General features: G+C 59.3%; 21 protein-coding genes. 15 read left to right on the top strand and 6 right to left on the bottom strand.

Annotation, left to right across the window (positions count from 1 at the left end):
- The 3 genes from hisH to hisB are packed head-to-tail and all read right to left on the bottom strand — an operon-like array spanning position 1 to position 1,579.
- Positions 1–642, bottom strand: a complete 642-nt coding sequence (gene hisH / locus AA105894_RS11885) for an imidazole glycerol phosphate synthase subunit HisH (RefSeq protein WP_267311915.1) — start codon at positions 640–642, stop codon at positions 1–3.
- The gene (locus AA105894_RS11880; protein WP_267311914.1) at positions 639–986 is read right to left on the bottom strand and encodes a hypothetical protein; all 348 of its coding nucleotides are present in this window, start codon (positions 984–986) and stop codon (positions 639–641) included. Before AA105894_RS11880 ends, hisH begins: the two co-directional genes overlap by 4 nt.
- A complete protein-coding gene (gene hisB / locus AA105894_RS11875; protein ID WP_267311913.1) occupies positions 983–1,579 on the bottom strand; it encodes an imidazoleglycerol-phosphate dehydratase HisB in 597 nt (198 codons plus the stop codon). The genes AA105894_RS11880 and hisB overlap by 4 nt, the downstream gene beginning before the upstream one ends.
- Before the next feature lie 78 nt (positions 1,580–1,657).
- Here hisB and AA105894_RS11870 point away from each other — a divergent pair, with 78 nt between their 5' ends.
- Both AA105894_RS11870 and ubiM read left to right on the top strand, forming a co-directional pair.
- Positions 1,658–2,266, top strand: coding sequence for a nitroreductase family protein (locus AA105894_RS11870; protein WP_267311912.1), 609 nt, complete (start codon positions 1,658–1,660; stop codon positions 2,264–2,266).
- The gene (gene ubiM, locus AA105894_RS11865) at positions 2,263–3,471 is read left to right on the top strand and encodes a 5-demethoxyubiquinol-8 5-hydroxylase UbiM (RefSeq protein ID WP_267311911.1); all 1,209 of its coding nucleotides are present in this window, start codon (positions 2,263–2,265) and stop codon (positions 3,469–3,471) included. The genes AA105894_RS11870 and ubiM overlap by 4 nt, the downstream gene beginning before the upstream one ends.
- An 80-nt stretch (positions 3,472–3,551) precedes the next feature.
- Here ubiM and AA105894_RS11860 read toward each other — a convergent pair whose 3' ends face one another.
- On the bottom strand, positions 3,552–5,921 hold the full coding sequence (locus tag AA105894_RS11860) for a mechanosensitive ion channel domain-containing protein (protein WP_267311910.1): 2,370 nt from the start codon (positions 5,919–5,921) through the stop codon (positions 3,552–3,554).
- A gap of 88 nt (positions 5,922–6,009) precedes the next feature.
- A complete protein-coding gene (locus tag AA105894_RS11855; protein ID WP_267311909.1) occupies positions 6,010–7,083 on the bottom strand; it encodes a quinone-dependent dihydroorotate dehydrogenase in 1,074 nt (357 codons plus the stop codon).
- A 221-nt stretch (positions 7,084–7,304) separates the two neighbouring features.
- Here AA105894_RS11855 and AA105894_RS11850 point away from each other — a divergent pair, with 221 nt between their 5' ends.
- The 6 genes from AA105894_RS11850 (at position 7,305) to purF (ending at position 12,799) form a co-directional block, all read left to right on the top strand.
- The gene (locus tag AA105894_RS11850; protein WP_267311908.1) at positions 7,305–7,553 is read left to right on the top strand and encodes a hypothetical protein; all 249 of its coding nucleotides are present in this window, start codon (positions 7,305–7,307) and stop codon (positions 7,551–7,553) included.
- A 314-nt stretch (positions 7,554–7,867) separates the two neighbouring features.
- Positions 7,868–9,739, top strand: a complete 1,872-nt coding sequence (thiC, locus tag AA105894_RS11845; RefSeq protein ID WP_267311907.1) for a phosphomethylpyrimidine synthase ThiC — start codon at positions 7,868–7,870, stop codon at positions 9,737–9,739.
- 208 nt (positions 9,740–9,947) lie between these two features.
- Complete coding sequence (locus tag AA105894_RS11840; protein ID WP_229719795.1) at positions 9,948–10,277, top strand: DMT family transporter; 330 nt, start codon at positions 9,948–9,950, stop codon at positions 10,275–10,277.
- 90 nt (positions 10,278–10,367) lie between these two features.
- Entirely contained in the window at positions 10,368–10,790 is a 423-nt protein-coding gene (locus AA105894_RS11835) for a hypothetical protein (RefSeq protein WP_267311906.1), read from the top strand.
- Positions 10,790–11,317, top strand: coding sequence for a CvpA family protein (locus AA105894_RS11830; protein ID WP_267311905.1), 528 nt, complete (start codon positions 10,790–10,792; stop codon positions 11,315–11,317). Before AA105894_RS11835 ends, AA105894_RS11830 begins: the two co-directional genes overlap by 1 nt.
- A 54-nt stretch (positions 11,318–11,371) precedes the next feature.
- Positions 11,372–12,799 carry an amidophosphoribosyltransferase gene (gene purF / locus AA105894_RS11825; protein ID WP_267311904.1) on the top strand — a complete coding sequence of 476 codons (1,428 nt, stop codon included), beginning with the start codon at positions 11,372–11,374 and terminating at the stop codon, positions 12,797–12,799.
- Between the two features lie 41 nt (positions 12,800–12,840).
- Here purF and AA105894_RS11820 read toward each other — a convergent pair whose 3' ends face one another.
- The gene (locus AA105894_RS11820; RefSeq protein WP_267311903.1) at positions 12,841–13,533 is read right to left on the bottom strand and encodes a TetR/AcrR family transcriptional regulator; all 693 of its coding nucleotides are present in this window, start codon (positions 13,531–13,533) and stop codon (positions 12,841–12,843) included.
- A gap of 170 nt (positions 13,534–13,703) precedes the next feature.
- Between AA105894_RS11820 and AA105894_RS11815 the strand changes: the two genes are divergently transcribed.
- From AA105894_RS11815 to AA105894_RS11785, 7 genes are all read left to right on the top strand, one after another.
- Positions 13,704–14,939, top strand: a complete 1,236-nt coding sequence (locus AA105894_RS11815; RefSeq protein ID WP_267311902.1) for an efflux RND transporter periplasmic adaptor subunit — start codon at positions 13,704–13,706, stop codon at positions 14,937–14,939.
- 9 nt (positions 14,940–14,948) lie between these two features.
- Positions 14,949–18,104, top strand: a complete 3,156-nt coding sequence (locus AA105894_RS11810) for an efflux RND transporter permease subunit (RefSeq protein WP_267311901.1) — start codon at positions 14,949–14,951, stop codon at positions 18,102–18,104.
- Positions 18,101–19,585, top strand: coding sequence for an efflux transporter outer membrane subunit (locus tag AA105894_RS11805; RefSeq protein ID WP_267311900.1), 1,485 nt, complete (start codon positions 18,101–18,103; stop codon positions 19,583–19,585). Before AA105894_RS11810 ends, AA105894_RS11805 begins: the two co-directional genes overlap by 4 nt.
- A gap of 14 nt (positions 19,586–19,599) precedes the next feature.
- The gene (locus tag AA105894_RS11800) at positions 19,600–19,941 is read left to right on the top strand and encodes a hypothetical protein (protein ID WP_229719798.1); all 342 of its coding nucleotides are present in this window, start codon (positions 19,600–19,602) and stop codon (positions 19,939–19,941) included.
- A 270-nt stretch (positions 19,942–20,211) separates the two neighbouring features.
- A complete protein-coding gene (locus AA105894_RS11795; RefSeq protein ID WP_267311899.1) occupies positions 20,212–21,399 on the top strand; it encodes a TolC family protein in 1,188 nt (395 codons plus the stop codon).
- Entirely contained in the window at positions 21,396–22,580 is a 1,185-nt protein-coding gene (locus AA105894_RS11790; RefSeq protein WP_267311898.1) for an efflux RND transporter periplasmic adaptor subunit, read from the top strand. Before AA105894_RS11795 ends, AA105894_RS11790 begins: the two co-directional genes overlap by 4 nt.
- A 2-nt stretch (positions 22,581–22,582) precedes the next feature.
- Complete coding sequence (locus AA105894_RS11785) at positions 22,583–25,723, top strand: efflux RND transporter permease subunit (RefSeq protein WP_267311897.1); 3,141 nt, start codon at positions 22,583–22,585, stop codon at positions 25,721–25,723.
- Positions 25,724–25,814 lie beyond the last annotated feature (91 nt).

The following is a 25,814-nucleotide window of genomic DNA, read 5'->3' as shown; positions in this document are numbered from 1 at the left end:
TCACGGGGTCCAGCTCAGAAAATTGGCCATGATCGTCAGCCCGGTCTTCTGGCTCTTCTCGACATGGAACTGTGTACCGCAGCGATTGCCGCGCGCCACGATGGCAGGAACGGCGCCGCCATAGTCTGCTGTCGCGACGATATCGGACTCGTCCCAACCCGTAAGCGCATAGGAATGGACGAAATAGCCGTGGTCACCCTTTTCCAGCCCAGCCGTAAGATGGTGGGCGCCGGGCTCGAACTCGAGCACATTCCAGCCCATATGCGGCAGACGCAACCCGGCTTCCAGAGCGAAATCCATTCGAGAAATCTCGCCCTTGATCCAGCCGAGCCCGGCGGTGCGGCCATGCTCAAGCCCCCACTCCGCCATGAGCTGCATGCCCACGCAGATACCCAGGAAGGGCGTTCCACGGTCCGTCGCTTCAACAAGCGCCTCTCGCAAGCCGCCTTGCAGGCCGGAGGCGCAATGAGCAAAGGCACCCTGACCGGGCAGGATGATATGATCGGCGCTCATCACCGTCTCAGGATTGCCGGTGATGATGACCTCGGCTGAGAGGCCTTTTTCCGTGACGACGTGACGGGCGGTTTGTGCTGCCGAGGCCAGATTGCCCCCGTCATAATCGATGACGACTATTTTTCTCATGATGACGCCTGCATCTTGTCTGCGAAGCGCATTTGCGCGTCAGCCTCAGACCGACCGAGCCAGAGCCCTGCTGAGGCACTGCCCTTGAGCCGTTTTTCCCAGCCGATCAATTCTGCACCGAAAAGCGCCAGAGCGAGATTGACACCTATGGCTGCAGGCCAGCCATAGGGGCCGCCAAAATGGACGAGAAGCACATTGAGGCAGGCTGTCAGCGCAAATGAGATCCAGCATCTCGAAAAAAGCAGCCCCACAGGCCCCAGGATCATGAGCCGCCAGTAGAAGCCCTGACGTACCATGGACGGAACAGCCTCATTCTGTGCGCGATAGGCCTGATAATAATTCACAAGACCCCCTTGGTCGAAGGCACGCTTCCGGCAACACGCGGGTCAAGCGCGACAGCCATGCGCAGGGCACGGGCAAAGGCCTTGAACCCACTCTCGGCGATGTGATGCGCGTTACGCCCTGCCTTGCAGGTGACGTGCAGGGCGATGGACGATGCCATGGCAAAGGCGCGGTAGAATTCTTCGAAGAGATCCGTATCCATCTCGCCGATACGTTCGCGCACGAAACTGACGTTCCATGCCAGATAGGGGCGTCCGGAAATATCGACCACGACTTCGCAAAGCGCTTCATCGAGTGGCACAAGAGCATGGCCGAAACGGGTGATGCCACGCTTGTCGCCAAGGGCCTGAGCAAAGGCCTTGCCAAGCGCAATGCCGATATCTTCCACCGTATGATGGCCATCGACATGCAGGTCGCCATGGCAGCGCACTTCGAGATCGAAGCCGCCATGCTTGGCCAGTGCCGTCAGCATGTGATCGAAAAAGCCTATCCCGCTATCGAGCTCGGCCTGGCCGCTGCCATCCAGATTGATGGAAACGGAGATATCGGTCTCACCGGTCTTGCGGTGAATGCGGGACTGTCTGGCGTCTGTCATGATCTCTTCCATAAACTATTCGAAGCGAATACGCGATGGCCTCTTGGCGAGAGGAGGGGAACTTGCCATCTATCGCCCATGAGCAGCGCGCACGCATCCCCCTCCGCCCTTGACGTCCTGCTGAGCAGGGCCTCGACTGATCATCTCAGCGCGCCTGCGCCAGATAAGGCGCAGATTGCCCGCATTCTCTCGGCGGGGCTGCGGGCGCCCGATCACGGCAAGATAAGGCCGTGGCGCTATATCGTGATCAAGGGCAAGCATCGCGCCGAATTTGCCGAGCAGGTGATCAAGGCCATGATCTCCGCCGATCCCAAGGTGCCTGAAAAGAAGATCGCCAAACGCCGCCAGCGTTTTTCCGAAATGCCCATGACGATTGCCCTCGTGATGGCACTTGACCCCGAGAGCAAGATCCCGCTCCAGGAGCAGGAATTGTCCGTTGGCGCGGGCGTGATGAATGTCCTCAATGCGCTCCATATGGAGGGTTTTGGCGGATTCTGGGTTTCGAGCGATTTCGCCGGTCAGCCCTGCTTCCGTGAGGCCCTTGGGCTGAGCGACTCCCAGCGCCTTGCCGGCTTCCTGTTCGTAGGTACGCCAGACAAGCCGGTACACGGCAGCAAGCGCCCGGACATCGAGGATTATATGGGCTTCTATAAGGGTGAGCCGGTTAAATTCGGGGCAGATCAGTGACAGAGAAATACGACGTTACCGTCGCCGGTGCAGGGCCGGCGGGTCTTGCCTGCGCTCTCTCCCTTGCCAAGGCTGGCTGGCGCGTAGCCGTTATCGATCCGGCGCCTGAAACCGTTCTTGCCTCTCCGTCCTTTGATGGGCGCGAAATCGCCCTTACGCATCATTCACGCGACTGGCTGGAACAGAATGAAGTGTGGGACCGTATTCCTGCAGGGTCCGTTTCTCCGCTCATAACCGCACGGATCGAAACGGGGCAGGAAGCCCCCGCTAACAACTCGGCGGCCCTGCTCTTCAGGGCGCCGCAGGAGAAGTCGGACGCGCTCGGTTATCTCGTGCCCAATCACCTTATCCGCACGGCATTGTATGAAACCGTGCGTGAAGAGAACCGGATCACGATTCTCTCGGGCAAGGGCGTCGTCGCGAGTTCAGGCAACAGGGATGAGGCGATCACTCTTCTGGATGACGGCAGGCTGATCAGTTCGAGCCTGCTTGTTGCTGCTGATGGTCGTTTCTCCCGTATCAGGCAGATGCGCGGCATCGGGGCAATCGTTCATGATTTTGGCAAGGAGATCCTTGTCTGTCGCATGCGCCATCCGGAGCCACATGACGGCGTCGCCCTGCAATGGTTCGACGAAGGTCAGACGATCGCGTTGCTTCCGGTAGCCGATGACGGATTACCAGGGCATCTTTCCTCTCTCGTGCTGACGCTCGACCCTGAAGAAATCGCGATACTCAAGGCGATGGATAAAGACGCGTTCGATGCAGACATCACGCGCCGGACGCAGAGCCGTCTGGGCAGCATGAGCCTCGAGAGCGCGCGATGCACCTATCCTCTCAAGACGGTTTTTGCCCATCGCTTCGAGACCACCCGTCTGGCTTTGATTGGCGATGCGGCTGTCGGTATGCACCCCATCACGGCGCACGGATTCAATCTTGGGCTGAGAGGGCAGGAGATACTCTGTGAGGAGATTGCCAGAGGTGAGGGCGATCCCGGTGCTGCGAGCGTGCTGCGCGGCTTTGAAAAGCGTCATCGACGCGCAACGGCTCCCCTTTTCGCTGCGACCAATGGTATCGCGTCGCTCTATACCCATGACGCAAAGCCTTCCCTGGCGCTGCGCAAGGCAGGGCTGGCAATTGCCGAAAAGCTGACGCCGCTCAAATCACTAGTGACTGGCTTCCTGATGGATCGCGACCACGCCGCTTGATAGTGTTTCCCTGTCCTGTGGTTTAGTCAAAAAAAGGGGGAGGAGCTTCGGCTCCTCCCCCTTTTTTATCGACTATCCCTTCAGGACGGTTTCCCGAGTTCAAGCCCGGCTTCCTGCAGAACGCGGTAGGCATCCAGCATAATGGCATTTGTGACGCCACCCACATCACGAACAGACGAAACCTTGGCCGACAGGGCAAGCGTAATACCCGTTTCGGTGATCGCGGAAATGGCCACCCCCGGCGGCGGATTTTGCAGGATATCCTGTCGCTTGGTCATCATGTCCATGAGAGCAAGCTGAGCCTTTGTGGCATCGGCGCGCGGCGAAATGGTGACGGTCGCCGAGGCAGCACTCAGCGCAGTGCCCAGCGTGGCGTTACGCACTGCCGAGGTGATGAACTGTGAGTTCGGTACAATCATCGTCGAGCCGTCACCGAGACCGATCTCTGTCGAGCGCACACTGATGCGCTTCACGTCGCCCTTGATGCCGCCCAGTTCGATCAGATCACCGACACGAATAGGGCGCTCGGCAAGCAGGATCACGCCAGACACGAAGTTCTGAACGATTGCCTGAAGACCAAAACCGATACCGACCGAGAGCGCACTGACAACCCAGGTCAGGTTCTTGACCGTCACTCCTGCTTCCGACAGCACCAGAAGGAGAACGGCAATCCAGGCAACATAGTTGAAGATGTTCAGGATTGAGGTGCGGGCGCCGATATCGAGATTTGTCGTCGGGAAGAGGCGCTTCTCAAGCCACTGGGTAAACGCACCGATCGCGTAATACGCGATGATGAGAATGATGATGCAATAGACAGCGGTATTGAGCGAAAACTGCACACCGTTAATGGTCTGACCAACGAACAGGCTCTGGACGCGATCCGCGACAACCGGAATGCACAGGCTGCCATCGGAAAGACAGATGGCTGCAAAAATGATGATCAGCCCGATATTGACGATGCCAGAAAGCAGCACGCCAAACTGTGCGACACGGTTGGAATGCACGCCCAGATGGGAGAGACGTCGCGAGATCAGCGATCCCACCGAGAAAGTGCGCGACGTAAATTCCTTCATCGCGATCGACAGAAGCATCAGGGAGGCAAAGCTGACAGAAAGGGCAATGGCCCATACGGCCAGGGCGAAGGCAAAGGCGAGATACCCAAGCGCTATCGCTGCCGAACTGATGACCAGAAGAAGCCAGCCGATGCCATAGATGGCCGGGGCCAGACGGGCATCGGTACGCCTCGTCAGTCGCTTGCACATCCAGACGAAGAGAATTTCCACCAGAAGGGTGAAGACAGCCTCGACCAGACGGCGCGCCGTGACAGGAAATGCGTTCTCGAAGCCGACAATGACGAACAGCGTCTGTAGCAGCACAAAGATCGAAACGCACCAGTCGACACCCCACAGGGCACGCGCTGAGCGTTGAGCAGCACCGTCAACAGCCGTGGCACGGCTCAGGGCGGGCAGGCCGGCCCCGAGAATGAATCCGCAAAGAGGCATGATCCCGGCAATGCCGTGGGCGAATACGGGGCTGCGACCGACATCGAGCGAGAAGACGTTCGAGATGATCTCCCAGACCACGAACATGATGATGCCGCAGATCAGACCGCTGAGTGCGACCGGAATAAACGAAATGTGGTTCTCAGGAAGCACATCGCCCGTAAAGCGGCGGACGATATTCCCCTCAGCCTGCCGGAACAGCCAGAAGGTAGGGCGCGCCAGCAATGCGGTGAGGACGAACACGCCGATCAGGGAGAACAGCGTGGCAGGCCAGTTATAGAGAACTCCCGCATATCCATTATTCACGGGCGGCGCGAAGGTAAGCGCCAGGTCGGGGCCTTCATCTGCGAGGTCGCGCCAGAAACCGAGAGAAAGCGGTGAGGCAATGCGCTCGGAGAGAAGCGCCTGCTGGCTGACGGTGCCGCGACGCTGCACTTCAAGCTGCACCTGCTTGGCCTGAAGTCCGAGCAGCTTGCCCTGGGTCACGGTGGACTTGATATCCTGAAGCACGGCCTCGAGGCGGCTGCGCTGGGAGACGATCGTCGCGCTCTCTCCGTCGACCTTTGTGCCGATAATTTCGAGATAGCTCTGATAGACGGTCTGATAGGAGGCCGCCTGGGTCTGTATCGACTGAGCGACGCCGCTGATCTCATCGATCTGATCGGACAGGGACGACAATGTTTCATTGCCCAGCGCGATGTCGGTTCTGTTAAGCTGACCGTAGATATATTTCAGGCGGTTCTGGGCCGAAGTGATCTGCCTGTTTAGCGTTGCAGAGACGGTCGTCCAGCCATAGCCATCGGCCGCAGTCGGTACGAGCGTGTTACTGCCGGGGCTGCCGGGTGGCGCCGCAAGAGAGGGCTTTGACGATATCGAAAGGGCAAGGGCAAGGACAAGGAAGAGCCCGTAAATGAGAGTGAGGGCTGGCTGCCTCTTCAAAGCTGACATTCCGATGATCGCCTCTCTTTGTAATTCTGGTTCTAAGAATGGAAACGGTGTTTCCGCCCCATGGTTTTCCAACACGCCGTGCAGTCGCTCAGTGCCTGGCAGATTTCAGGTCGTCGACGGAGTCAAAACCGACCTTGTAGATTTCCTGCAGCAGCTCGGCCTTGATGCGCGTGACCAGCGCGGGGCCGTGATAGATGAGCGCGGTATAGATCTGCACCATATCCGCACCCGACCGAAGCCGCTCAAAGACATCAAAGCCCGTTTCGATCCCACCACAGGAAATGACGGCCAGCCGTCCCTGAACAAGCGGGACGACGCGTTTGAGCGTCTGGAGTGAAAGCTGGGCGAGGGGGCGCCCGGAAAGGCCCCCGGTCTCGGTTGCCAGGGGTGAACGCAACGAGTGAGGGCGGCTGATGGTCGTGTTGTTGACAATCAGCCCGGCAGCCCCACCCTCGACGGCGGCTTCAACGATATCAGGCAGCGCATCCGGGTCGAGATCCGGCGCCAGCTTGACCAGAAGCGGGGGCAGACTGGCATTGGCACGTGTGATCGCCTGCAGGATGTCCCCCAGCGTTGACGCACTCTGCAGGTCTCGCAGGCCGGGCGTGTTGGGCGAGGAAAGATTGATGGTGATGTAGTCGGCCAGAGGAGCGACGCGTGACGCCAGATACGGGTAATCTTCCAGCGGGCGGGCGCCTATCTTGTTGATGCCGAGATTGGCACCGACCGGCACGCTACGGAGCGCCGCGTTGCGCCCGGCCTGAAGCGTTCTGAAACGCTCCATACGCCGCGTGAAACTTTCGATACCGCAGCCATTGAACCCCATACGGTTGATGATGGCGGCATCTTCCGACAGGCGGAACAGACGGGGCTTGGGGTTACCTTCCTGCGGGCGCGGGGTCACGGTTCCGCATTCCACATGACCAAATCCCATGCGGGCCAGTCCCATCGGCGCGCGCGCGTTCTTGTCAAACCCGGCGGCAAGGCCGACAGGATTGGGAAAGCGCAGCCCCATGCAGCGTGTGCTGAGCGCAGGGACGTCCTTTGGCGCAGTCGGACCCAGACCCAGAGCGAGTGTCTCGATTGCCGCCTCATGGGCAGCCTCCGGGTCAAGACCATGAAAGAGCTTCGTCGCAAGGCGCGAAAAAGGTGAGGGGGCCATGTGTCATCCTGAGCTTGAGAGCGTCGTGGCTGTTCTATAGCCCGGCAGGGCGCCGGGGCTAACCCCTGAACATGCGTCGTTCAACATTAAGCCCTGATGTAATGCCTGGCCTTAAACCTCCGCCTGTCATGCGCAAAGCAGTTGCGGGGCGGGGGCATTCATGGAAAGAGGTCACCCGGTCGTGAAGACACCGCCTTGCAGTCTGTCGTGGAGATGCCGTCATGTGGGATGAACCCTATCTGGAGACCTGCTGTCGCTCGACACTGCATCGTGCGCTGCTTTGCGAAGGCATAGGTCGTCCCCAGGCGTTGCGAGATCAGCCCTGCCTCGAGCGGCTTCAGGCGATGGGGTTCGTTGCCTTGGGCGCAGATGGTCGCTTCTATATCACTCCCGCCGGTCTCAGCCGCCATGATCAGGAGATCGGCCAGCTCAAACCCATGAGCGCGCGTGCGTCTCGCGTGCGTGCCTGAAAACACGCCTTCGGCCGGGGTTTGGCAGGGAGGTCACGCCTTTCCTTACGGTCAGGCAATCTAATTCGGTTGACAGAACCCTGCGGACAACGTCACACTCCGCGCCATACCAGGGGGTGCCTCGACAAGAGGCTGAGAGGCTGTTGGCGGTTTACCGCAGCGCAGCGACCCTTTCGCTCCGGCATGTGAGCGAAGAACCTGATCCGGTTCGTACCGGCGTAGGGATTGGTGTGAGCGGCCAGTCTCGTCTTGCGACCCCGTTCATCCTGCTCTTGCGCTGTCGGACATAACCCCACACCGCAAGGGGACAGAAAATGGACGACTCAACGCTTCCCACCCAGAACAAGGTCGCTGCGCGCGATCAGGCACCTGCTCATGGCAAGGTGACGACAGGCCCGATTTCCGGCTCGCGCAAGATTTTCGCGAGCCCGGATGGCCGATCGGACATCACCGTGCCGTTTCGCGAGATCGATCTCGACCCGAGCGCCAACGAGGCGCCTGTACGCGTTTATGACACGTCCGGCCCCTATACCAATCCGGCCTATCACGCCGATGTCGCGCTCGGGCTCCCCGCCTTGCGCGCGCCCTGGCTCACTAGGCGCGGTCTGACCGCCGTGACGGAAACGCGGGCGATCAAGCCAGAGGATAATGGCTTTGCCAATGGCGCGCAGGCTGTGCCTCATTGTCCCGCCGCCCATAAGGTATTCGATGGCGTCGATGCGCCTTATGTCACGCAATACGAGTTCGCCCGCGCCGGAATCATCACCGAAGAGATGATCTTTGTCGCCCATCGTGAAAATCTGGGCCGTGCCAGCATGGTCGAGGGGGCGGAAGAGCGACGGGCCGATGGCGAGGATTTCGGGGCCGAGATTCCGGCTTTCATCACGCCGGAATTCGTGCGCTCCGAGATTGCTGCCGGTCGCGCCATCATTCCGGCCAATATCAATCATCCGGAACTCGAGCCGATGATCATCGGTCGTAATTTTCTGGTCAAGATCAATGCCAATATCGGCAATTCTGCCGTGACCTCCTCGGCAGCGGAAGAGGTGGAGAAAATGGTGTGGTCGATCCGCTGGGGGGCGGATACGGTCATGGATCTCTCGACCGGGCGTAATATCCACAACATCCGCGACTGGATCCTGCGCAACTCACCCGTGCCGATCGGAACGGTGCCTCTTTATCAGGCACTGGAGAAGGTGGGCGGTATCGCCGAGGATCTCACCTGGGAGATCTATCGCGATACCCTTATCGAGCAGGCAGAGCAGGGGGTGGATTACTTCACCATCCACGCAGGCGTGCGCATTGCGCATGTGCCGCTGACAGCAGGCCGCACCACAGGCATCGTTTCGCGTGGCGGGTCGATCATGGCGGCCTGGTGCCTTGCCCATCACCGTGAGAATTTCCTCTACGAGCATTTCGACGAGATCTGCGACATCATGCGTCGCTATGACATCTCGTTTTCGCTTGGCGACGGTCTACGTCCCGGCTCGATTGCCGATGCCAATGACGCCGCGCAATTTGCCGAGTTGGAAACGCTTGGCGAACTTGCGCGCATCGCGTGGGCAAAGGGGTGTCAGGTCATGATCGAAGGGCCGGGCCATGTGCCCATGCACAAGATCAAGATCAATATGACCAAGCAGCTGCGTGAATGCGGTGAGGCCCCGTTCTATACGCTCGGTCCGCTGACCACCGATATTGCGCCGGGTTATGATCACATCACGTCAGGCATCGGGGCCGCGATGATCGGCTGGTATGGCTGTGCCATGCTCTGCTATGTGACACCCAAAGAACATCTCGGATTGCCCGACCGCTCCGACGTCAAGGTCGGTGTGATCACCTACAAGATCGCCGCCCATGCCGCAGATCTTGCCAAGGGCCATCCCGCAGCGCAGATCCGCGACGACGCGATCTCGCGCGCGCGCTTCGAATTCCGCTGGCAGGACCAGTTCAATCTCGCCCTGGACCCTGATACGGCACGCTGCTTCCATGACGAGACCCTGCCCAAGGAAGCGCATAAGACCGCTCATTTCTGTTCGATGTGCGGACCAAAATTCTGCTCGATGAAGATCAGCCATGACATACGGCGCAACGCCGAGCGTGAGCAGGGTATGGAGCAGATGAAGGAAGCGTTCAGAAGCGGGGGCAACAAGCTTTACGTCGCCGCAGAGGAACCCGAAAAAGTCTGAGGCAAAGACCATCCGGCCTGGCGGCACGACATTCCGTCAGGCCGGTCTCGATTGCTCATGCAGGAAGGCACTACCGTTCGGCGTGCGCGTTTCCTTCCTGCGTGACAGGGAAAGGGTGGGGTGTTAGAGAAAGTGCCGGATCAGACAAAACCGAATTGAGGCGTCCGTTCCCTCGGTAACCGCCACCTTGGCCCTGACAAGACACTTCATGACCTATCTCTTCCTTTTCGTCGCCATTTGCTCCGAAGTTTTCGCGACGACCATGCTGAAACTCTCGGACAGTTTTGTCAGACCCCTGCCGGGAATGCTGAGCGTCTTCGGTTATTGCATCTCGTTCTATGCGCTTTCGTTCACGCTTCGTACCATGCCCACCGGTATCGCCTATGCCATCTGGTCGGGTGTGGGAATTGTGCTGATCTCGGCCATCAGCTGGGTCAAGTTCAAGCAGGCGCTCGATGCACCTGCGATGATCGGCCTTGGCCTCATCATCGTCGGCGTGGTGGTCGTTAACGTGTTTTCAAAATCTGTGGGGCACTAAGGATTAATCCGCGTGATTTTTGCGGCGCAAACATTCATTTGATTGACGCTGGCCATGGCGAATTCATATGGCTGGTGTATGAAGGCGCGCATGGTTCCCCCCCATATTCTCGACAGGCTGGTAGAAGCGCATCGCATTCCGACAGGAGATGCGACGGTGAAAGCCGTCGCCCAGCAGAAGGGCAAGGGGCGCAAGAAGCGCGAGACGCAGCGCCCAGACGTCATCACGCTGCCTGATGAAGCCTTGCGACGTGATCTGGCGCATTCGATCGTCAGATGCACGAGCTTCTATATGCTGGAGCAGCCGGAAGAGCTGGTGGCCCACAGCGCTGCCTTTCTCGAAGCCCTGATGCGTCTATGGGGAGAGCGCAATATTGACGCGACAGAAGTCTGGCGTGAAATCGATCACCGGCTTCAGCTGGGCAATCTTCTGACGCAGATCAACAGCGATATCCCCCACAGTCCCGAGACCGCCCGCAAATTCTGGCGTCCCTCATCAACCAAACTGCCCTGATGGATAATACTACAGATATCGTCTGCCTCGTTATTCTGGGGCTTTCGGCGCTCTGGGGCTTCACGCGTGGTTTTGCGCGCGAGATCTTCAGCCTTGCCGCATGGGGGGGCGCGTTCGTGCTGGCAGGCCAGATCGCACCGCTCATTCTGCCCTGGTTGTCCGAGAAGATCAGTGATGGCATGGCAGCAGGCGCGTTGGCCTATGTCATTTCTTTCATCGTGCTGGTTCTGGTGCTCTCGACCATTGCCCAGCGTTTTGCCACAGGGCTGCGCAGTGTCCTCGTCGGCGGCACCGATCGCCTGCTTGGCTGCGGCTTCGGGCTGGTTCGCGCCGCCCTTATCCTTGTGGTGCTGTATCTCGGGGTTGTCTCCTTTGCGGGTGAAATTACTGCCCGTTCCCTCGTTGCAGGCACCCGCTCGGGTCCCTACATCCTGAGTGGCGTGAAGGTGCTGCAAGAGCTGACGCCATATTTCCCGCAACTTCATCTTGCCTTGCCGTCCGCAAAAGGCCATGACGCAGCCTTCTGATCGACCCAGCCTCGACCGCCAATGCGTGACCGTGCAAAGGAGCGCCGCCAGATTATGATTCCTGACACACTTGAAACTTCGAACCGTCCCTATGAGGAATGCGGCGTCGTAGGTATCTGGGGTGCCCCCGATGCGGCCGCGCTCGCAGCCCTCGGTCTGCATGCGCTTCAGCATCGTGGTCAGGAAGCCGCCGGCATTGTCAGCCATGACAGCGAGCGTTTCTGCCAGCACAAGGGGCTTGGCCTCGTCGGTGACGTATTCAGCGATGCCCGCGTCATGGCAACGCTCAAGGGCAAGAGCGCCATTGGGCATAACCGCTATGCCACTACGGGCGGAACGCTGCTGCGCAATGTTCAGCCGCTCTACGCCGATTTCGAGTTCGGTGGCCTTGCCGTCGCGCATAACGGCAATCTGACCAATGCAGCCACTCTGAGGCAGGCGCTGGTCAAGCGCGGCTGTCTGTTCCAGTCCACGACAGACACCGAAGTCTTTGTTCATCTGATCGCTATCTCGCTTTACGCCACTGTGCTCGAGCGGCTCGTCGATGCGGCAAAACAGGTGAAGGGTGCCTATTCGGTCCTTGCTTTGGCACCGGAATTCCTCGTCGGCCTTCGTGACCCGCTTGGCGTCCGCCCGCTGATCCTCGGTCGCACGGCGGATGGCGGCTGGATGCTGGCTAGCGAGACCTGTGCGCTCGATATCGTTGGCGCCGAGTTCGTGCGTAATGTCGAGCCGGGCGAAATGGTCATTATCGACAATGACGGCGTGCGCTCCATGCGCCCCTTCGCCCAGACCAGCCCTCGCTTTTGCGTGTTCGAATACATCTATTTCGCCCGGCCCGATTCAATCCTCGAAAACCACTCGGTCTATGAGGCGCGCAAGCAAATCGGCGTTGAGCTTGCTCGTGAAAGCGGTGTCGAAGCCGATGTGATCGTGCCTGTTCCCGATTCAGGCGTGCCGTCAGCCATGGGCTTTGCCGCAGAAAGCGGCATTCCCTTCGAGATGGGTATCATCCGCAACCATTATGTCGGACGAACCTTCATCGAGCCGACCGATCAGATCCGCAATCTGGGCGTGCGCATGAAGCATTCGGCCAATACGCCGGTGCTGCAGGGCAAGCGTGTGGTACTGGTGGATGATTCCATCGTGCGTGGCACGACGTCGCGCAAGATCGTCGACATGGTGCGTGCCGCAGGGGCTACAGAAGTGCATATGCGCATCAGCAGCCCGCCAACAAAGCATCCATGCTTCTATGGCATCGACACGCCCGAAGAGAGCCAGCTCCTGGCTGCAACGCACAGCATAGAGGAAATGGCTGAGGCTATCGGCGTCGACAGCCTTGCCTTCATTTCGTTCGATGGTCTGTATCGTGCGCTCGGTCACGATGACCGCACCGGTGCGGAAGGCCGTTATTGCGATGCCTGCTTTACCGGTGACTATCCTATCGAGCTGGTTGACAAGGAAGGGCGTCTGGTCGCCTGACTTTTGGCGCCGTCGCTTTGCAAGGCATAGAAAAACGGGGCTTACGCCCCGTTTTTTTTGTCTAATCCCTTGAGAAACATGGCGACCACACGATGGAGATAATCCGGGTTGTCCCGCCAGTACTGTTTCGGGCGGCAATGGCTCAATTCGCAGAGGATGAAGGTCGCCAGCGCGCTGCCAAACAGCATGTCTGATGCTTCTTCGACGTCATCAATCTTCAGCAGTCCACGATCACAGAGGCGCTCAAGCCAGAGTCTGAGCGGAAAGGGGCCGTTCTGGCTCGAAAAAAACTCACGAACAAAGCGGCTGGCTTCCGAATTGCGGGACACCTCCGAAATCACGACCCTGATAAGATTGAGCCGCTTCTCCTCCATCATCGTGGCGCCAAGGGCTTGGAGACCATAAACAAGCTGGTCCTCAACCGTCTCACCCTTGAGTTCCAGATCGCGTAGACCTGACAGGAGAAGGCGATCGTGCAGAAGCTGCTCCACCATTTCCTGCTTGGAACTGAACATGTGATAGAGCGTCTTCTTCGACATGTTCGAGCACTGGGCAATCCGGTCCATCGACGCACCGGAATAGCCGTGCTCCTGCAGGACCTGCTCGGCGGCATCAAGGATTCGATCGCGCCTTTCTGTCTCGCACAGGACGGGTGGACGTCCGCACTGACGCTTACCCGGAGGGAAGTTTTCGTCACGCAGGGCGGCGGTAGAGGGTGAAGCCAGATCTGACATAATGCTGTGAAAAACCACTCCGGGGCTGCGTCCGGTCCGTTGACCAGGGTTCGGAAACCGTATAGTTCCCTATGCATGAGAAACTCAAGGGTTTCCGAAAACCTTTTTTGGCGCGAGCGCGAGGTTGGCGGCTACTCTTGGGGCCATCGTTATTTTTGGATAGCGCCATTATGCGAGTATTATCGTCTCTCTCTCCGCGTTCGCCGTGGACCCTGAAGACCACAACAAGCCTTTCCCTGCGCCTTATTCCCCTGGCTCTTTTGACGCTCGATCTTTCAGGCTGCAAACATAAGGCAGAGGCTCCCAAGCCGCCTGCGCAGACAGTCGGCATTTACACTGTGCATCCGCACCCTCTCAAGACGAGCACGTCCCTCCCGGGCCGCGTCGAGGCCTTTGAACAGGCGCAGGTGCGTCCTCAGGTCGGTGGTGTGATTCTGAAGCGGACCTTCGAACAGGGAACTGACGTCAAGGCAGGGCAACTGCTTTATGTCATCAATCCTGCACCGTTCAAGGCAAGCTACGATCAGGCCAAGGCGCAGCTCCTGCATGCCGAAGCCGCCGCCCTGAGCATTCGCGCCCAGCTCGACCGTTATCGCCCTCTCGCTGCGGCCCATGCTGTCAGTAAACAGGACTACGATAATACACTTTCTTCGGCACGCCAGGCGGAAGCCGATATTGCGCAGGCCAAGGCCAATCTTGATAGCGCCGCCGTCAATCTGGACTGGACACAGGTGCGATCCCCCATCGACGGGCGCATCGGACGTATGCTCGTGACCCCCGGCACACTCGTCACCGCTGGCCAGACCACGGCCATTGCCACGGTCACGCGCATGGACCCGATCTATGTGGACGTCAACCTTGCCACTTCTGACATGCTGCGCCTGCGACGCGAATTCGCCAGCGGCAAGCTGGAAAAGGTCTCGGGCAATGCGGCGGCCGTAGAGCTTACGCTTGAAGATGGCAGCCATTACGACAAGGCGGGTCAACTGCGTCTGACCGAAGTCACAGTCGATCCGGCCACCGGCACCATGATCGTGCGCGCGGAGTTCCCGAACTCTGACCGTCTGCTGATGCCTGGTATGTATGTTCATGCTGAAGTTGCTGAGGGTGTCGATCCCAAGGCCATCACCATTCCTCAGCCGGCGTTGCAGCGTGACTCCAAGGGCGATCCCTTCGTTTATGCGCTCGATGGCGACAACAAGGTGACCATGCGCTTTGTTCAGCTCGACCGTGCCCTCGATGGCGACTGGGTCGTGATGGGTGGCCTTAACGATGGCGACCGCATCATCGTCGAAGGATTGCAAAAGGCCCATCCGGGTGCCGTTGTAAAGCCGGTCGAAAAGTCGGCTGACGATAAGGCCAAGGAAGGCAAGCCAGCCGACGCCCAGCCCGCGCACGCAGGATAAGAGTAGTCCATGTCTCGTTTCTTTATCGACAGACCGATCTTCGCCTGGGTTATCGGGCTGATCATCATGCTGGTGGGCGGCGTTGCCATTTTCAGCATGCCGATTGCCCAGTACCCCTCCATTGCTCCGCCACAGATCGCGATCACGGTTGACTATCCCGGGGCATCCGCCGAGACGGTGAACAACACCACCGTCCGGCCGATCCTGCAGCAGATGTTCGGCCTCGATCACCTCGAATATCTTTCGGCATCGTCCTATGGCAGTGGCCATATGGAAATCGACCTGACCTTTGCTCAGGGAACAAATCCTGACATCGCTCAGGTGCAGGTGCAGAACAAACTGCAGTTGGCGCAGCCGCGCCTGCCGACAGAAGTTGTCAATCAGGGCCTGAGCGTCACCAAGGCCGTGAAGAACTTCATGCTCGTGCTCGCCTTTATCTCGACCGACAGCAGTATGTCGGGTCAGGATATTGCCGATTATGTAGCTTCGAACGTATCCGATCCGCTTTCACGCGTTTCCGGTGTAGGTGACCATACGCTGTTCGGTTCTGAATACGCTATGCGCGTGTGGATGGACCCAAACAAGCTTTATAATTACTCGCTTAATGTCAGCGATGTTCAGACAGCCATCCAGCAGCAAAACATCCAGGTTTCATCGGGTGAACTCGGCGGTCTGCCTTCCACGAAGGAAATCGGCTTTGACGCCACCATCATTGGGCCGACCCGCCTCAGTGAGCCTGAGCAGTTCAAGAAGATCGTGCTCAAGGTGCAGCAGGATGGATCACAGGTTCTGCTCAGCGATGTCGCCCGTGTCGAACTGGGCGCTCAGAACTATAACCTGACCTCGTTCTACAACAACCTGCCGACCGTAGGTATGGCGCTCAAGCTCGCGCCGGGTGCGAACCAGCTGACAACCGAGACGGCGGTGCGCGCCAAGGTTGCAGAGCTGGAGAAATTCTATCCGCAGGGCCTCAAGACGGTTTACCCACTCGATACCGAGCCGTTCATCACCCTGTCGATCCAGGACGTTGTCATCACGCTGCTCGAGGCCATCGCGCTTGTCTTTGTCGTTATGCTGATCTTCCTGCAGAATTTCCGTGCCACGCTTATCCCGACAATCGCCGTGCCGGTCGTGCTGCTGGGTACATTCGGTGTGCTCGCGGCGCTGGGCTTTTCCATCAACACACTCACTATGCTGGCCATGGTGCTCGCCGTCGGCCTCCTCGTCGATGACGCGATCGTGGTGGTTGAGAACGTCGAGCGTGTGATGAGCGAGAGGGGCTTGTCCCCCAAGGAGGCCTCGCGTCAGTCGATGGACGAAATCACGGGTGCCCTCGTAGGTATCGTGCTCGTTCTGACGGCGGTGTTCCTGCCCATGGCCGCCTTCAGCGGTTCGACCGGTGTGATCTATCGTCAGTTCTCGATCACCATCGTAGCGGCCATGTGGCTCTCGGTACTGGTGGCAACGGTCATGACGCCCGCATTGTGCGGCTCGATGCTCAAGCCTACCCACAAGGAGCACAAAACCGGACCGATCGCCTGGTTCAACCGCAACTTTGATCGCATGACTAACGGCTACCTGAAGGGCGTGCGACGCCTGGTGCGCAGCCGTCTGGTGAGCATGCTTATCTTCGCGGTTTTTGCTGCCGGTGCTGTTTTCCTGTTCCTTCGCGTTCCGGGCGGCTTCCTGCCGGAAGAAGATCAGGGCATTATCTTCGGTCAGGTCACGATGCGTCCGGGTGCCAATAATGCCCAGACGGCGGCGGTCAACCGCAAGATCACCGATTACGTGATGCACAAATACGGTGATATTGCGCAGTCCGTCTTTGCCATGAACGGCTTCAATTTTGCCGGTCAGGGCCAGAGCGCTGGTGCCTTCTTCATTCGTCTCAAGCCGTGGGATGAGCGCCCGGGTTACAAGAACACCACTATGTCGGTGGCTGGCGAAATCATGAAGCACTTCTGGATGGATCCGGAAGCGATCATCTTCGCCATCAATCCACCTGCTGTCATGGAGCTCGGCAACGCGGCAGGTTTCGATCTTGAGCTTGAGGATAACGGGCATCTGGGTCACAAGGCCCTCCTTGCCGCCCGAAACCAGGTTCTGGCCGAGGCTGCCAAAAACCCGCGCCTGATGGCTGTGCGCCCGATGGGGCTCGAGGACCAGCCCCAGTTCCATCTGGATATCGACCGTGAGCGTGCCAACGCACAGGGCGTGACGAATGCCGAGATCAATACCACCATCCAGGGGGCGTTTGGCTCGATCTACGTCAACCAGTTCATGCGCAGCGACCGTGTCAAACAGGTCTATATCGAAGGTGAAGCCTGGGCGCGCATGACGCCTGAGGACCTCAATAAATGGTATGTGCGCAATACTGCCGGCAATATGGTGCCGTTCAACTCCTTTGCCACGGGCAACTGGACTGTCGGCCCACAGAAGGTGGAAGACTATAATGGTCTGAACTCCTTCGAATTGCAGGGGCAGGGCGCACCAGGCACAAGCTCGGGCGATGCCATGAAGGAGATGGAGAAGATCCTGACTCATCTGCCCAAGGGTATCGGGTATGAGTGGACCGGCATTTCCTATGAACAGGTCGCATCCAGTGGTTCGACTGGCCCGCTCTACGCACTCGCAGCGATCGTCATTTTGCTTTGCCTTGCGGCGCTTTATGAAAGCTGGGCCATTCCGCTTGCAGTGCTGATGGTGCTGCCGCTTGGTGTGCTCGGCGCGATTGGTGCCACGCTCTGGCGTGGTCTGGACAACGACGTGTATTTTCAGGTGGGCCTGCTGACCACGGTCGGCCTTTCGGTCAAGAACGCCATTCTGATTGTCGAATTCGCGAAAGAGTTCTTCGAGCAGGGTGACTCTCTAGAAGATGCCGTGCTCAAGGCAGGTCGCGAGCGTCTTCGCCCGATCCTGATGACGTCCATCGCTTTCGTCTGCGGTGTTTTCCCGCTTGCAATTGCGACGGGCGCCGGCTCGGCGGCCCGCGTGGCCATTGGCACCTGCGTGGTGGGCGGCATGTTGTCCGCGACCCTTCTGGCCGTGTATTTCGTTCCGGTATTCTTCGTAGTGATCCTGCGTCTGTTCAAGGTGACACGTATGAAAGATCGCGTTGACCCGTACGAACACCGCAATGAAGCCGCTCGAGGAGAGGGCGCATGAGCCAGTTTTCCAAACTCAAGACAGTGAGCGCCCTGATGGCGTTCACCATGCTCGCCTCCTGCGATCTGGCGCCGAAATATCAGCGCCCGACGCAACCGGTGCAGAATGCGTTCCCGAGCGATTCCGGTAAGACACAGCCGCTCGTCGGCCAGGCTGCTTCCGATATTGGCTGGAAGCACTTCTTTACCGATCCGCGCCTGCGCGCGCTGATCGAGCTGGCACTGAAGAATAACCGTGATCTGCGCAGCCAGGCTGCGGCGATCATGGAGGCGCAGGGCAGCTACGAAGTGCAGCATGCCTCGCTCTTCCCGCCGATCGGCGTGACTGGGCAGGGGCAGTATTTTGCGCCGTCAGAGACTGCGGGCTTCTCCTTTGCGCCGGGCCTCGGTCGTGGCACCTCAATGCTGCGCTATTACGGCATGGGGATCGGGTTTTCGTCCTACGAAATCGATCTTTTCGGCCGTATCCGCAACCTGTCCAGACAGCAGGCTGAAGAAGTGCTCGGCTCGCGCATGAGCGCGCAATCCGTGCTCATCAGCACTGTGTCGCAGGTGGCCAATACCTATCTGTCCTGGCTGGCGGACAGAGAGCTCGTACGCGTCACGAACGATACCCTGGCCTCGCAGACCAACACGCTCAACCTCACTAAGCTCAAATACGATCATGGTGAGGCCGATGCGCTGACCCTGGCCCAGACCCAGACCCAGGTGGAACAGGCGGCGAGCAACAAGGCGCAATATGAGCGCCAGATGGCGCAGGACGAGCATCAGCTTCAGCTGCTGGTTGGTGTGCCTCTGCCCGACACACTTCCGGCGCCGCAGCCTTTCGGTGCGCAGACCCTGCTTACCGATTTGCCCGCGGGTCTGCCTTCAGACCTGATTGCGCAGCGTCCCGACATCCAGGCGGCCGAACATAATCTGATCGGCGCCAATGCAAATATCGGTGCGGCACGCGCGGCCTTCTTCCCGAAGGTCACCCTGACCGCACAGGAAGGTGTCAGCTCGCTTCAGTTCAGGCATCTCTTTACGCCCGGCGCCCAGACCTGGTCTGTTTCGCCCAATATCGAGCTGCCGATTTTCACCTGGGGTCAGAACGAAGGTAATCTCAAGGTCTCGAAGGCACGTCGCCTGTCGCAGATCGCGACCTATGAGAAAACTGTCCAGACGGCGTTCAAGGAAGTGTCTGACGCCCTGACGGCGCGTGAGACCTATCTTGCCCAGGACACGCATCTCAAGGCGCTTGTCGGCTCATCGCAGCAGGCCTTCGATCTTGCCATGATGCGCTACAACACTGGTATCGACCCGTACCTCACGACCCTGACCCAGCAGCGCAGCCTTTACGATGCGCAGCAGAATCTCATAGTCGTGCAACTCGCGCGTTACCAGAATCTGGTAACGTTGTACCGGGCCCTTGGCGGCGGCTGGAGTGCGGCAGACGTTGCTGCTGCCAGCGCGCAACCTGGTGCACCGCGTAAAGGTTGAGACAGGATACCAGAATGAAACAGGGAAAACTGTTCGGCGCTGTTCTAGGTATGATGACGGCCGGGGCGTTTATTCTCCCCGGTCTGGCACAGGCCCAGGATGACGATGACAGCAAGAAGAAGCCTGACATGCACCAGCTCGCCCGGTCTTCGGCTCTGCCGAAAGCCGAGGCCGATTTCAGCATGTTCAAGTTCCGCCCGAAGGGTGACAAGGTAATCGAACAGCCGGATGCCAATCGCATCCTGTTCAAGCGCCCGGACGGAACACCTGATGGTTACGCGCAGCGCCGTGGCAACGCGGTGATCTATTATGATCGCTTCGGCAAGGTCTCCCACGTCCAGACGCTGGATAACTGAGGCAAGCTGCATCATGAGCGCATCGTGGAAAGGCTCGGAATACTGTCCGGACTTCATCTGATGCGCTCGCGCCGCCACCGGACTTCCCGGTTGCCGCAGATTTTATTATTTAATTTATCATTCAGCCAAGTTTTGTCGCGGATTACGCGCGGTTAATGCGTAAGATCGGGAATCATGTCAGTGATTACCAGGTCGCACAGGCAGCGCATCAAGGCGCGCGCTCATTCCTTCTCTTTCAGGAGCTCCCGACTGAGGGGGGCACTCTTTGTCATGGGAGCCTTTGCGGTGGCGCCACCATGCCTTGCAGAGAGCTTTCACGAAGCCATCCAGTCGGCATGGGACAGAGACCCGGCCAATCAATCCTTCGCCGTTGATGCGAAGGCTTCCGCCAGAAACGCCCGTGCTGCGCAATCCTGGTTTCCCGATGGGCCGATCGTTGCCGGGCAATATCTCGATGACCATTTCATCGGGTCCAATCTCGGTTACACGACCTATCAGGGCAGCATCAGCGTGCCGCTCTGGCTTCCGGGGCAAGGCACAGCCACCATGCGCACCGCCTTGGCCGACGAGGCAGTGGCCAAGGCGCGCATCAAGGTGCAGCATCTGCTGAGCGCGGTTCGCGTACTCGATCTCGCCAGCAACGCGACCCTGCTTCAGAAGAAAATCGGTAATCTGCGCGCCACCAGTGCCTTGCTGAACCGTGTGGCTCAGAGTTCGCATCAGGGTCTCCGAGCCGGTGAGATAGCAGCAGCCGATTTCGATGCTGTCATCGGTGAACAGGGCGATATCGACGCCCAGATTGCCCAGTCGGAACAGGCGCTGGAAAGCGCCCGTGCAGAGCTCGAGGCTCTGACAGGCACAGATGATATTCCCGATATTCTCTCGCTGGACGGGCGCATTCTGGGCAATCAGACGCTCACACTCGATCCGTCTCAGGACCCGCGTATCCAGATGGCTCAGGCGGTCAGCAAAAGCGCCAAGGCCTCTTATGCTCTGGCACGCCATTCCTACATGCCCGCACCGCAGGTTGGGGTGCAGGTGGTCAAGCAGGGACAGTTTGGCAGCCCCTGGGATACGCAGGTCGGCGTGCAATTCTCGATGGCCCTGCCAAGCGAGGCTCGCAACACCCCCATGATCATGAAGGAAGTCAAGGCCATGGGGGCCGCCGAGCGCGATGCCGTGCTGGCGCAGCGTCAGGTCACGACCGAATATCGGCGCACTCGGGCAAGTCTCGGCTCTGCGCTGAGCATGATGCGCCATACGAATTCTGCGCGACAGGCGCTCGATGCGCGCGCGCAGGATCTCGAACATGCCTGGAGTGTCGGTGAGACACCGGTCATCGAATATCTGCGTGCGCGCCGTGCCGCGCTCGATGCCGGACAAAGAAGTGCCGAGGCCGATGTCATCTGGCATGCGGCGATGATCAGAATGAGCCTGATGGCGGGGCGTTATCCATGAAATTTTCCTGTCTGCGGCTTTTGGTCGCGCTTCCACTTTGTGCCCCCGCCGCTTGGGCCCCCGTCGCCTGGGCCCAGACCGATAGTGACTGGCCAGGCCGCCCGATTGCCATCACGAAAGAAGCCCTCAAAAGCGAAAATATTCATACGGCAAAGGCCCAGAGCGGCGCGCTCCCGCCGCATATCGATGTGCCTGCCTATATCGATCAGGATGACAGACGCAGCGCGCGCATTCATCCGGTCGGGCAGGGGCGGGTACAGAGCATTCTGGTCACGCCTGGGGAGCTGGTCAAAAAGGGCCAGGTGCTGTTCACCTATGACGATTTCAGCCTGAGTGATGCGCATCAGCGCCTGCTTTCCGCCGAGGCCTCGCTGCAGCAGGCTCAGGCACTGCGCGACGATGCGCGGTTATCCTATGACCGCGGTCGGGCGCTGCAAGGCGGTGCGGTGTCGCAAGGTGAAGCACAGCGGCGCTATTCGCGTCTGAAAGAGGCCGAGGGCACGGTACAACGCAGCCGGGCCATTGTGCAGAACGAGCGCGAGCGGCTTGCCCGGTTCAGCTCTTCTTCAGAGCGTACCGAGGGGCTCCATTCCGCAGTGATCTCTCCCATCGATGGCATCGTCGACAAGATCACCGTGGGGGTAGGCGAAGAGGTTTCCAATCGCACGGCTCCTGCTGTCGAAGTCGATGACCTGAGCAGGGTCTGGGTTGTGTCGCAGGTAGGAGAACAGCAGGCTGTCCAGTTGAGTCAGGGCGGGCGTCAGCTCACCTGGCCGACACTGGACACAAAGCCCATTGTCTCGCATATCGATCTGATCGAGGGCAGCGTCGACCCGATGACGCGCCATGTTCTGGTGCGCAGTCTGGTCGAGAACACGAAACGCCTCCTGAGGCCAGAGATGCTGGTCAAGACACGCCTTTTCGCATCGGAAACTGTAAAGGGCACGCTCATTCCCGAGGCGGCGATCCAGACGATCGGCAGTCAGAGTTGTGTGTTCGTCAGACTGGACGATACGCATTATGAGGCGCGCAAGGTCAGCACCGGCCCCAATCTCGACGGCATGATCGTGGTGACGAAAGGCCTCAAGCCCGGCGAGATCGTCGTGACCGATGGCAGTTTCGTCCTGAAATCGCAGGCACTTCTGGCGCCAGAGCCCAATCACGGAGAGGGCGGGCGCTGATTATGCGATTCATGCTTTCCCTGCTGCGGGGCCGCGCTGCCATTCTGGGTGCGGTCGTGCTGCTCATGATCGCTGGCATTGCCGATCTCAGATCGCTGTCGGTCGAGCCGGTGCCCGATATCTCGCCCAAACAGGTTCTGATCTCTGTCCGCGCTCCCGGATTGCCGACGGAAGAAGTGGAACGTCTCGTTACGTTCCCGATCGAGACGGTGATGTCGGGCGTGGTCGGCGTCAACTCCATGCGCTCTGTCTCGCGCACCGGGGTGTCCGTTCTCTATCTCCAGTTCGATGACGGCACCGATATCTATCGTGCCCGCCAGCTCATCGCCGAGCGCCTTCCACAGGCACGCGCTGCCGTGTCGGTGCGCGGGTTATCGATCACGATGGGCCCAATGGCCACGGGGATGGGAGAAATTCTGCAACTCCAGATCCATGGCGAGGGGCGCTCTCTTGCGGCCCTGAACCGGATCATGACGTGGAACGTGGTACCTAAGCTGCGCCTCATCCCGGGTGTCATTGACGTCAACATCAATGGCGGCGCCTCGCAGACCTATGAGGTGGCCCTCAACCCGATGGCGCTTCGACAGTTCCAGGTCTCGGTTTCCGATGTCTTCAATGCGGTCGATCGCGATAACGAGGCAGCAGGTGGCGCCTGGATCGAGCATAATGACGAGCAGCATATCATTGTCGGACGCTCCCTGATCGACAGCCTGCATGAGCTGGGTGAGGTTCAGGTGCGCTCCATGCCCAATGGTGGCGTGGTGCATGTGCGTGATGTCGGCACGGTCCAGGAGGGCACGCTTCCCCGTCTGGGAGGTGTCACGCGCGACGGTGAGGGCGAGATCGTTAATGCCGTCATCCTGCTGCAGCAAGGTGCCAATGCCAAGGCCACGCTGGCGCGTATCGACGCGGCCCTGCCCAAAATCGTCTCGACCCTGCCGCAGGGCGTCACGCTTGAACCCTATTACAGCCGGGCCACCCTGACCGATGTGACCATTCACACCGTCAAGGAAAACCTCCTTCTCGGGGCCTTGCTCGTTCTGGTTGTCCTTCTGGTCGTGATCGGTGACTGGCGCGCTTCGGTCGTGATCATTTCGGTCATTCCCTTTTCGCTCGTTGCAGCCATGGTTGGCATGCGGCATCTGGGTATCTCGGCTAATCTGCTCAGTCTGGGTGCCATAGATTTCGGCATGGTTGTCGATAGTGCGCTCGTTATTGTCGAGAGTGTGCTTTCCAGCCAGGCACCCGGTGACGTGCCGTTGACGCGACGCATCGCCGAGACAGTTGCTTCGGTGGCAAGACCCGTGATCTTCGCCATTCTCATCATCATTCTGGTCTATCTGCCGGTTCTCACGCTCGAAGGGGTTGAGGGGCGTATGTTCCGCCCGATGGCCCAGACGGTCATTCTCGCCCTTATCGCATCGCTGCTTTATGCGCTGATTGCTGTGCCTGCCTTCGCGGCACTGCTCATGCGCATCAAGCCCGGTCACGGACCCGATCACCATGCCGACGGTAATGGTGGGGTTGAGGAAGCAACACGCGGCACCGAGCACGACACGTTCTTCATCCGCTTCTTGCGGCGCGGTTTTGCTCCCGCCTCACAATGGTGCATGGCCCACGGCAAAATGGTGATGGGTATCGCGATGGTCATCCTGATCCTGTCGGTCGGGTTGACCACGCGGCTCGGCGGCGAATTCATTCCGCAGCTGCAGGAGGGCGATCTAATTGTCACCTCCACACGCCTGCCGGGCATATCGCTTGATGCCTCCTTGCGATCAATCCAGCAGATCGAGCGCACGCTCAAGCAGTTTCCCGATATTCGTATGCTCGTGAGCAATAGCGGCACCTCGGCCATTCCGACCGATCCGCAGGGCGGCGAGCAATCAGACACCTATGTGCTGCTCAAGCCGCGCTCAGAATGGAAGACTGCTGACACGCAGGAAGGGCTCATCCGCGCCTTCGACGCAGCGCTCCGGAAGAATAATCCGGGCTCACTCTACTCTTGGAGCCAGCCCATCCAGATGCGTATGGATGATCTGCAGTCCGGCGTGCGGTCACAGATTGCCATTGGTATCTACGGCCCAGATATCGACAAGCTCATGAGGCTGGCTGCCCAGATAGCAAAGGTAGTCGACAGCGTGCCGGGTGCCGCAGACGTGGCGCCGCAGGATGTCGGCACCATTCCCTATCTGCATATCGATGCCGATCGTACGGCCGCAGCACGCCTGAATGTCGATACGTCAGAAGTGCTCGATGTGGTTGAGTCCATCGGCGGTCATGTCGGCCCGCCCGTCTCCTTGCAGGATGCGCTGATTCCGACCGAGGTCCGCATCATGCCGCAGGCACGCGACAGCCTTGACGACATCAAGCTTCTGCCGGTGCTGACACGCGACGATCACACGGTGCGTCTCGACCAGGTCGCCGATATCACCTTGCGTAACGGCCCCGCTGCAATCAGGCGCAATCAGGGTGAACGACGCATGATGGTGCAGGCCAATGTGCGCGGACGCGATCTGAGTTCCTTCGTTCAGGAGGCGCAGAAGGCGGTCAAAACCCAGATCAAGCTGCCGCCCGGCTATCGCGTCGAGTGGAGCGGGCAGTTTCGCAATCTCCAGACCGCTGTTGCCCGTCTCGAAATCGTCGTGCCAATCACTCTCGTGCTGATTTTCTGCCTGCTCATTCTGGCGCTCGGCGATGTCTGGCTGGCGGGCCTGGTGTTCGTGAACCTGCCTTTTGCCGCAACAGGTGGCATTATCGCGCTCTGGCTGCGTGCCATGCCGTTCAGCATCTCGGCGGGCATAGGCTTCATCGCCCTTTTCGGTGTCGCCACGCTCAATGGCGTGGTGCTGATTTCCTACATACGTGACAAGAGACTGGCCGGGTTCGATGCCGTATCTGCCGCCGTCAGTTCGGCACGTGAGCGGTTTCGTCCCGTCATGGCGACAGCGACCGTCGCCTGTCTCGGGTTCTTCCCGATGGCTTTCTCTATGAGTGAGGGGGCAGAGGTGGAGAAACCGCTGGCAACCGTGGTCATTGGCGGGCTGATCTCCTGTACCGCGCTGACCCTGCTGGTCTTGCCGACGCTCTATATCAAGCTCTCACGATTTCGTGAAAACAGAAAAGAAAACCGAATAGTTTCGTAAATCGAACCCCGAGGGGCTGGCAACGTTAGACTGATATGTTACGGAAGATGTAGGCGCGTACCCCGAGGGGTCCAAGCGCCTTTTTCCGTAA

This window comes from Asaia spathodeae NBRC 105894, assembly GCF_025994195.1.
In the GTDB taxonomy this organism is placed as follows: Bacteria; Pseudomonadota; Alphaproteobacteria; order Acetobacterales; family Acetobacteraceae; genus Asaia; species Asaia siamensis.
The sequence above is the reverse complement of the archived record's forward strand: the minus strand, read 5'-3'. Positions and strand labels throughout refer to the sequence as shown.

Excerpts from the sequence above, each read along its gene's own strand:
- AA105894_RS11810 (WP_267311901.1), top strand. The coding sequence starts at position 14,949 with ATGTCTCGTTTCTTTATCGACAGACCGATCTTCGCCTGGGTTATCGGG.
- AA105894_RS11795 (WP_267311899.1), top strand. The coding sequence starts at position 20,212 with ATGGGAGCCTTTGCGGTGGCGCCACCATGCCTTGCAGAGAGCTTTCAC.
- AA105894_RS11785 (WP_267311897.1), top strand. The coding sequence starts at position 22,583 with ATGCGATTCATGCTTTCCCTGCTGCGGGGCCGCGCTGCCATTCTGGGT.
- AA105894_RS11860 (WP_267311910.1), bottom strand. The coding sequence starts at position 5,921 with ATGTCAGCTTTGAAGAGGCAGCCAGCCCTCACTCTCATTTACGGGCTC.
- AA105894_RS11815 (WP_267311902.1), top strand. The coding sequence starts at position 13,704 with ATGCGAGTATTATCGTCTCTCTCTCCGCGTTCGCCGTGGACCCTGAAG.
- thiC (WP_267311907.1), top strand. The coding sequence starts at position 7,868 with ATGGACGACTCAACGCTTCCCACCCAGAACAAGGTCGCTGCGCGCGAT.
- AA105894_RS11800 (WP_229719798.1), top strand. The coding sequence starts at position 19,600 with ATGAAACAGGGAAAACTGTTCGGCGCTGTTCTAGGTATGATGACGGCC.
- AA105894_RS11820 (WP_267311903.1), bottom strand. The coding sequence starts at position 13,533 with ATGTCAGATCTGGCTTCACCCTCTACCGCCGCCCTGCGTGACGAAAAC.
- AA105894_RS11840 (WP_229719795.1), top strand. The coding sequence starts at position 9,948 with ATGACCTATCTCTTCCTTTTCGTCGCCATTTGCTCCGAAGTTTTCGCG.
- purF (WP_267311904.1), top strand. The coding sequence starts at position 11,372 with ATGATTCCTGACACACTTGAAACTTCGAACCGTCCCTATGAGGAATGC.
- hisB (WP_267311913.1), bottom strand. The coding sequence starts at position 1,579 with ATGACAGACGCCAGACAGTCCCGCATTCACCGCAAGACCGGTGAGACC.
- AA105894_RS11850 (WP_267311908.1), top strand. The coding sequence starts at position 7,305 with ATGTGGGATGAACCCTATCTGGAGACCTGCTGTCGCTCGACACTGCAT.
- AA105894_RS11835 (WP_267311906.1), top strand. The coding sequence starts at position 10,368 with ATGGTTCCCCCCCATATTCTCGACAGGCTGGTAGAAGCGCATCGCATT.
- AA105894_RS11830 (WP_267311905.1), top strand. The coding sequence starts at position 10,790 with ATGGATAATACTACAGATATCGTCTGCCTCGTTATTCTGGGGCTTTCG.
- AA105894_RS11805 (WP_267311900.1), top strand. The coding sequence starts at position 18,101 with ATGAGCCAGTTTTCCAAACTCAAGACAGTGAGCGCCCTGATGGCGTTC.
- AA105894_RS11790 (WP_267311898.1), top strand. The coding sequence starts at position 21,396 with ATGAAATTTTCCTGTCTGCGGCTTTTGGTCGCGCTTCCACTTTGTGCC.
- AA105894_RS11855 (WP_267311909.1), bottom strand. The coding sequence starts at position 7,083 with ATGGCCCCCTCACCTTTTTCGCGCCTTGCGACGAAGCTCTTTCATGGT.
- hisH (WP_267311915.1), bottom strand. The coding sequence starts at position 642 with ATGAGAAAAATAGTCGTCATCGATTATGACGGGGGCAATCTGGCCTCG.
- AA105894_RS11870 (WP_267311912.1), top strand. The coding sequence starts at position 1,658 with ATGAGCAGCGCGCACGCATCCCCCTCCGCCCTTGACGTCCTGCTGAGC.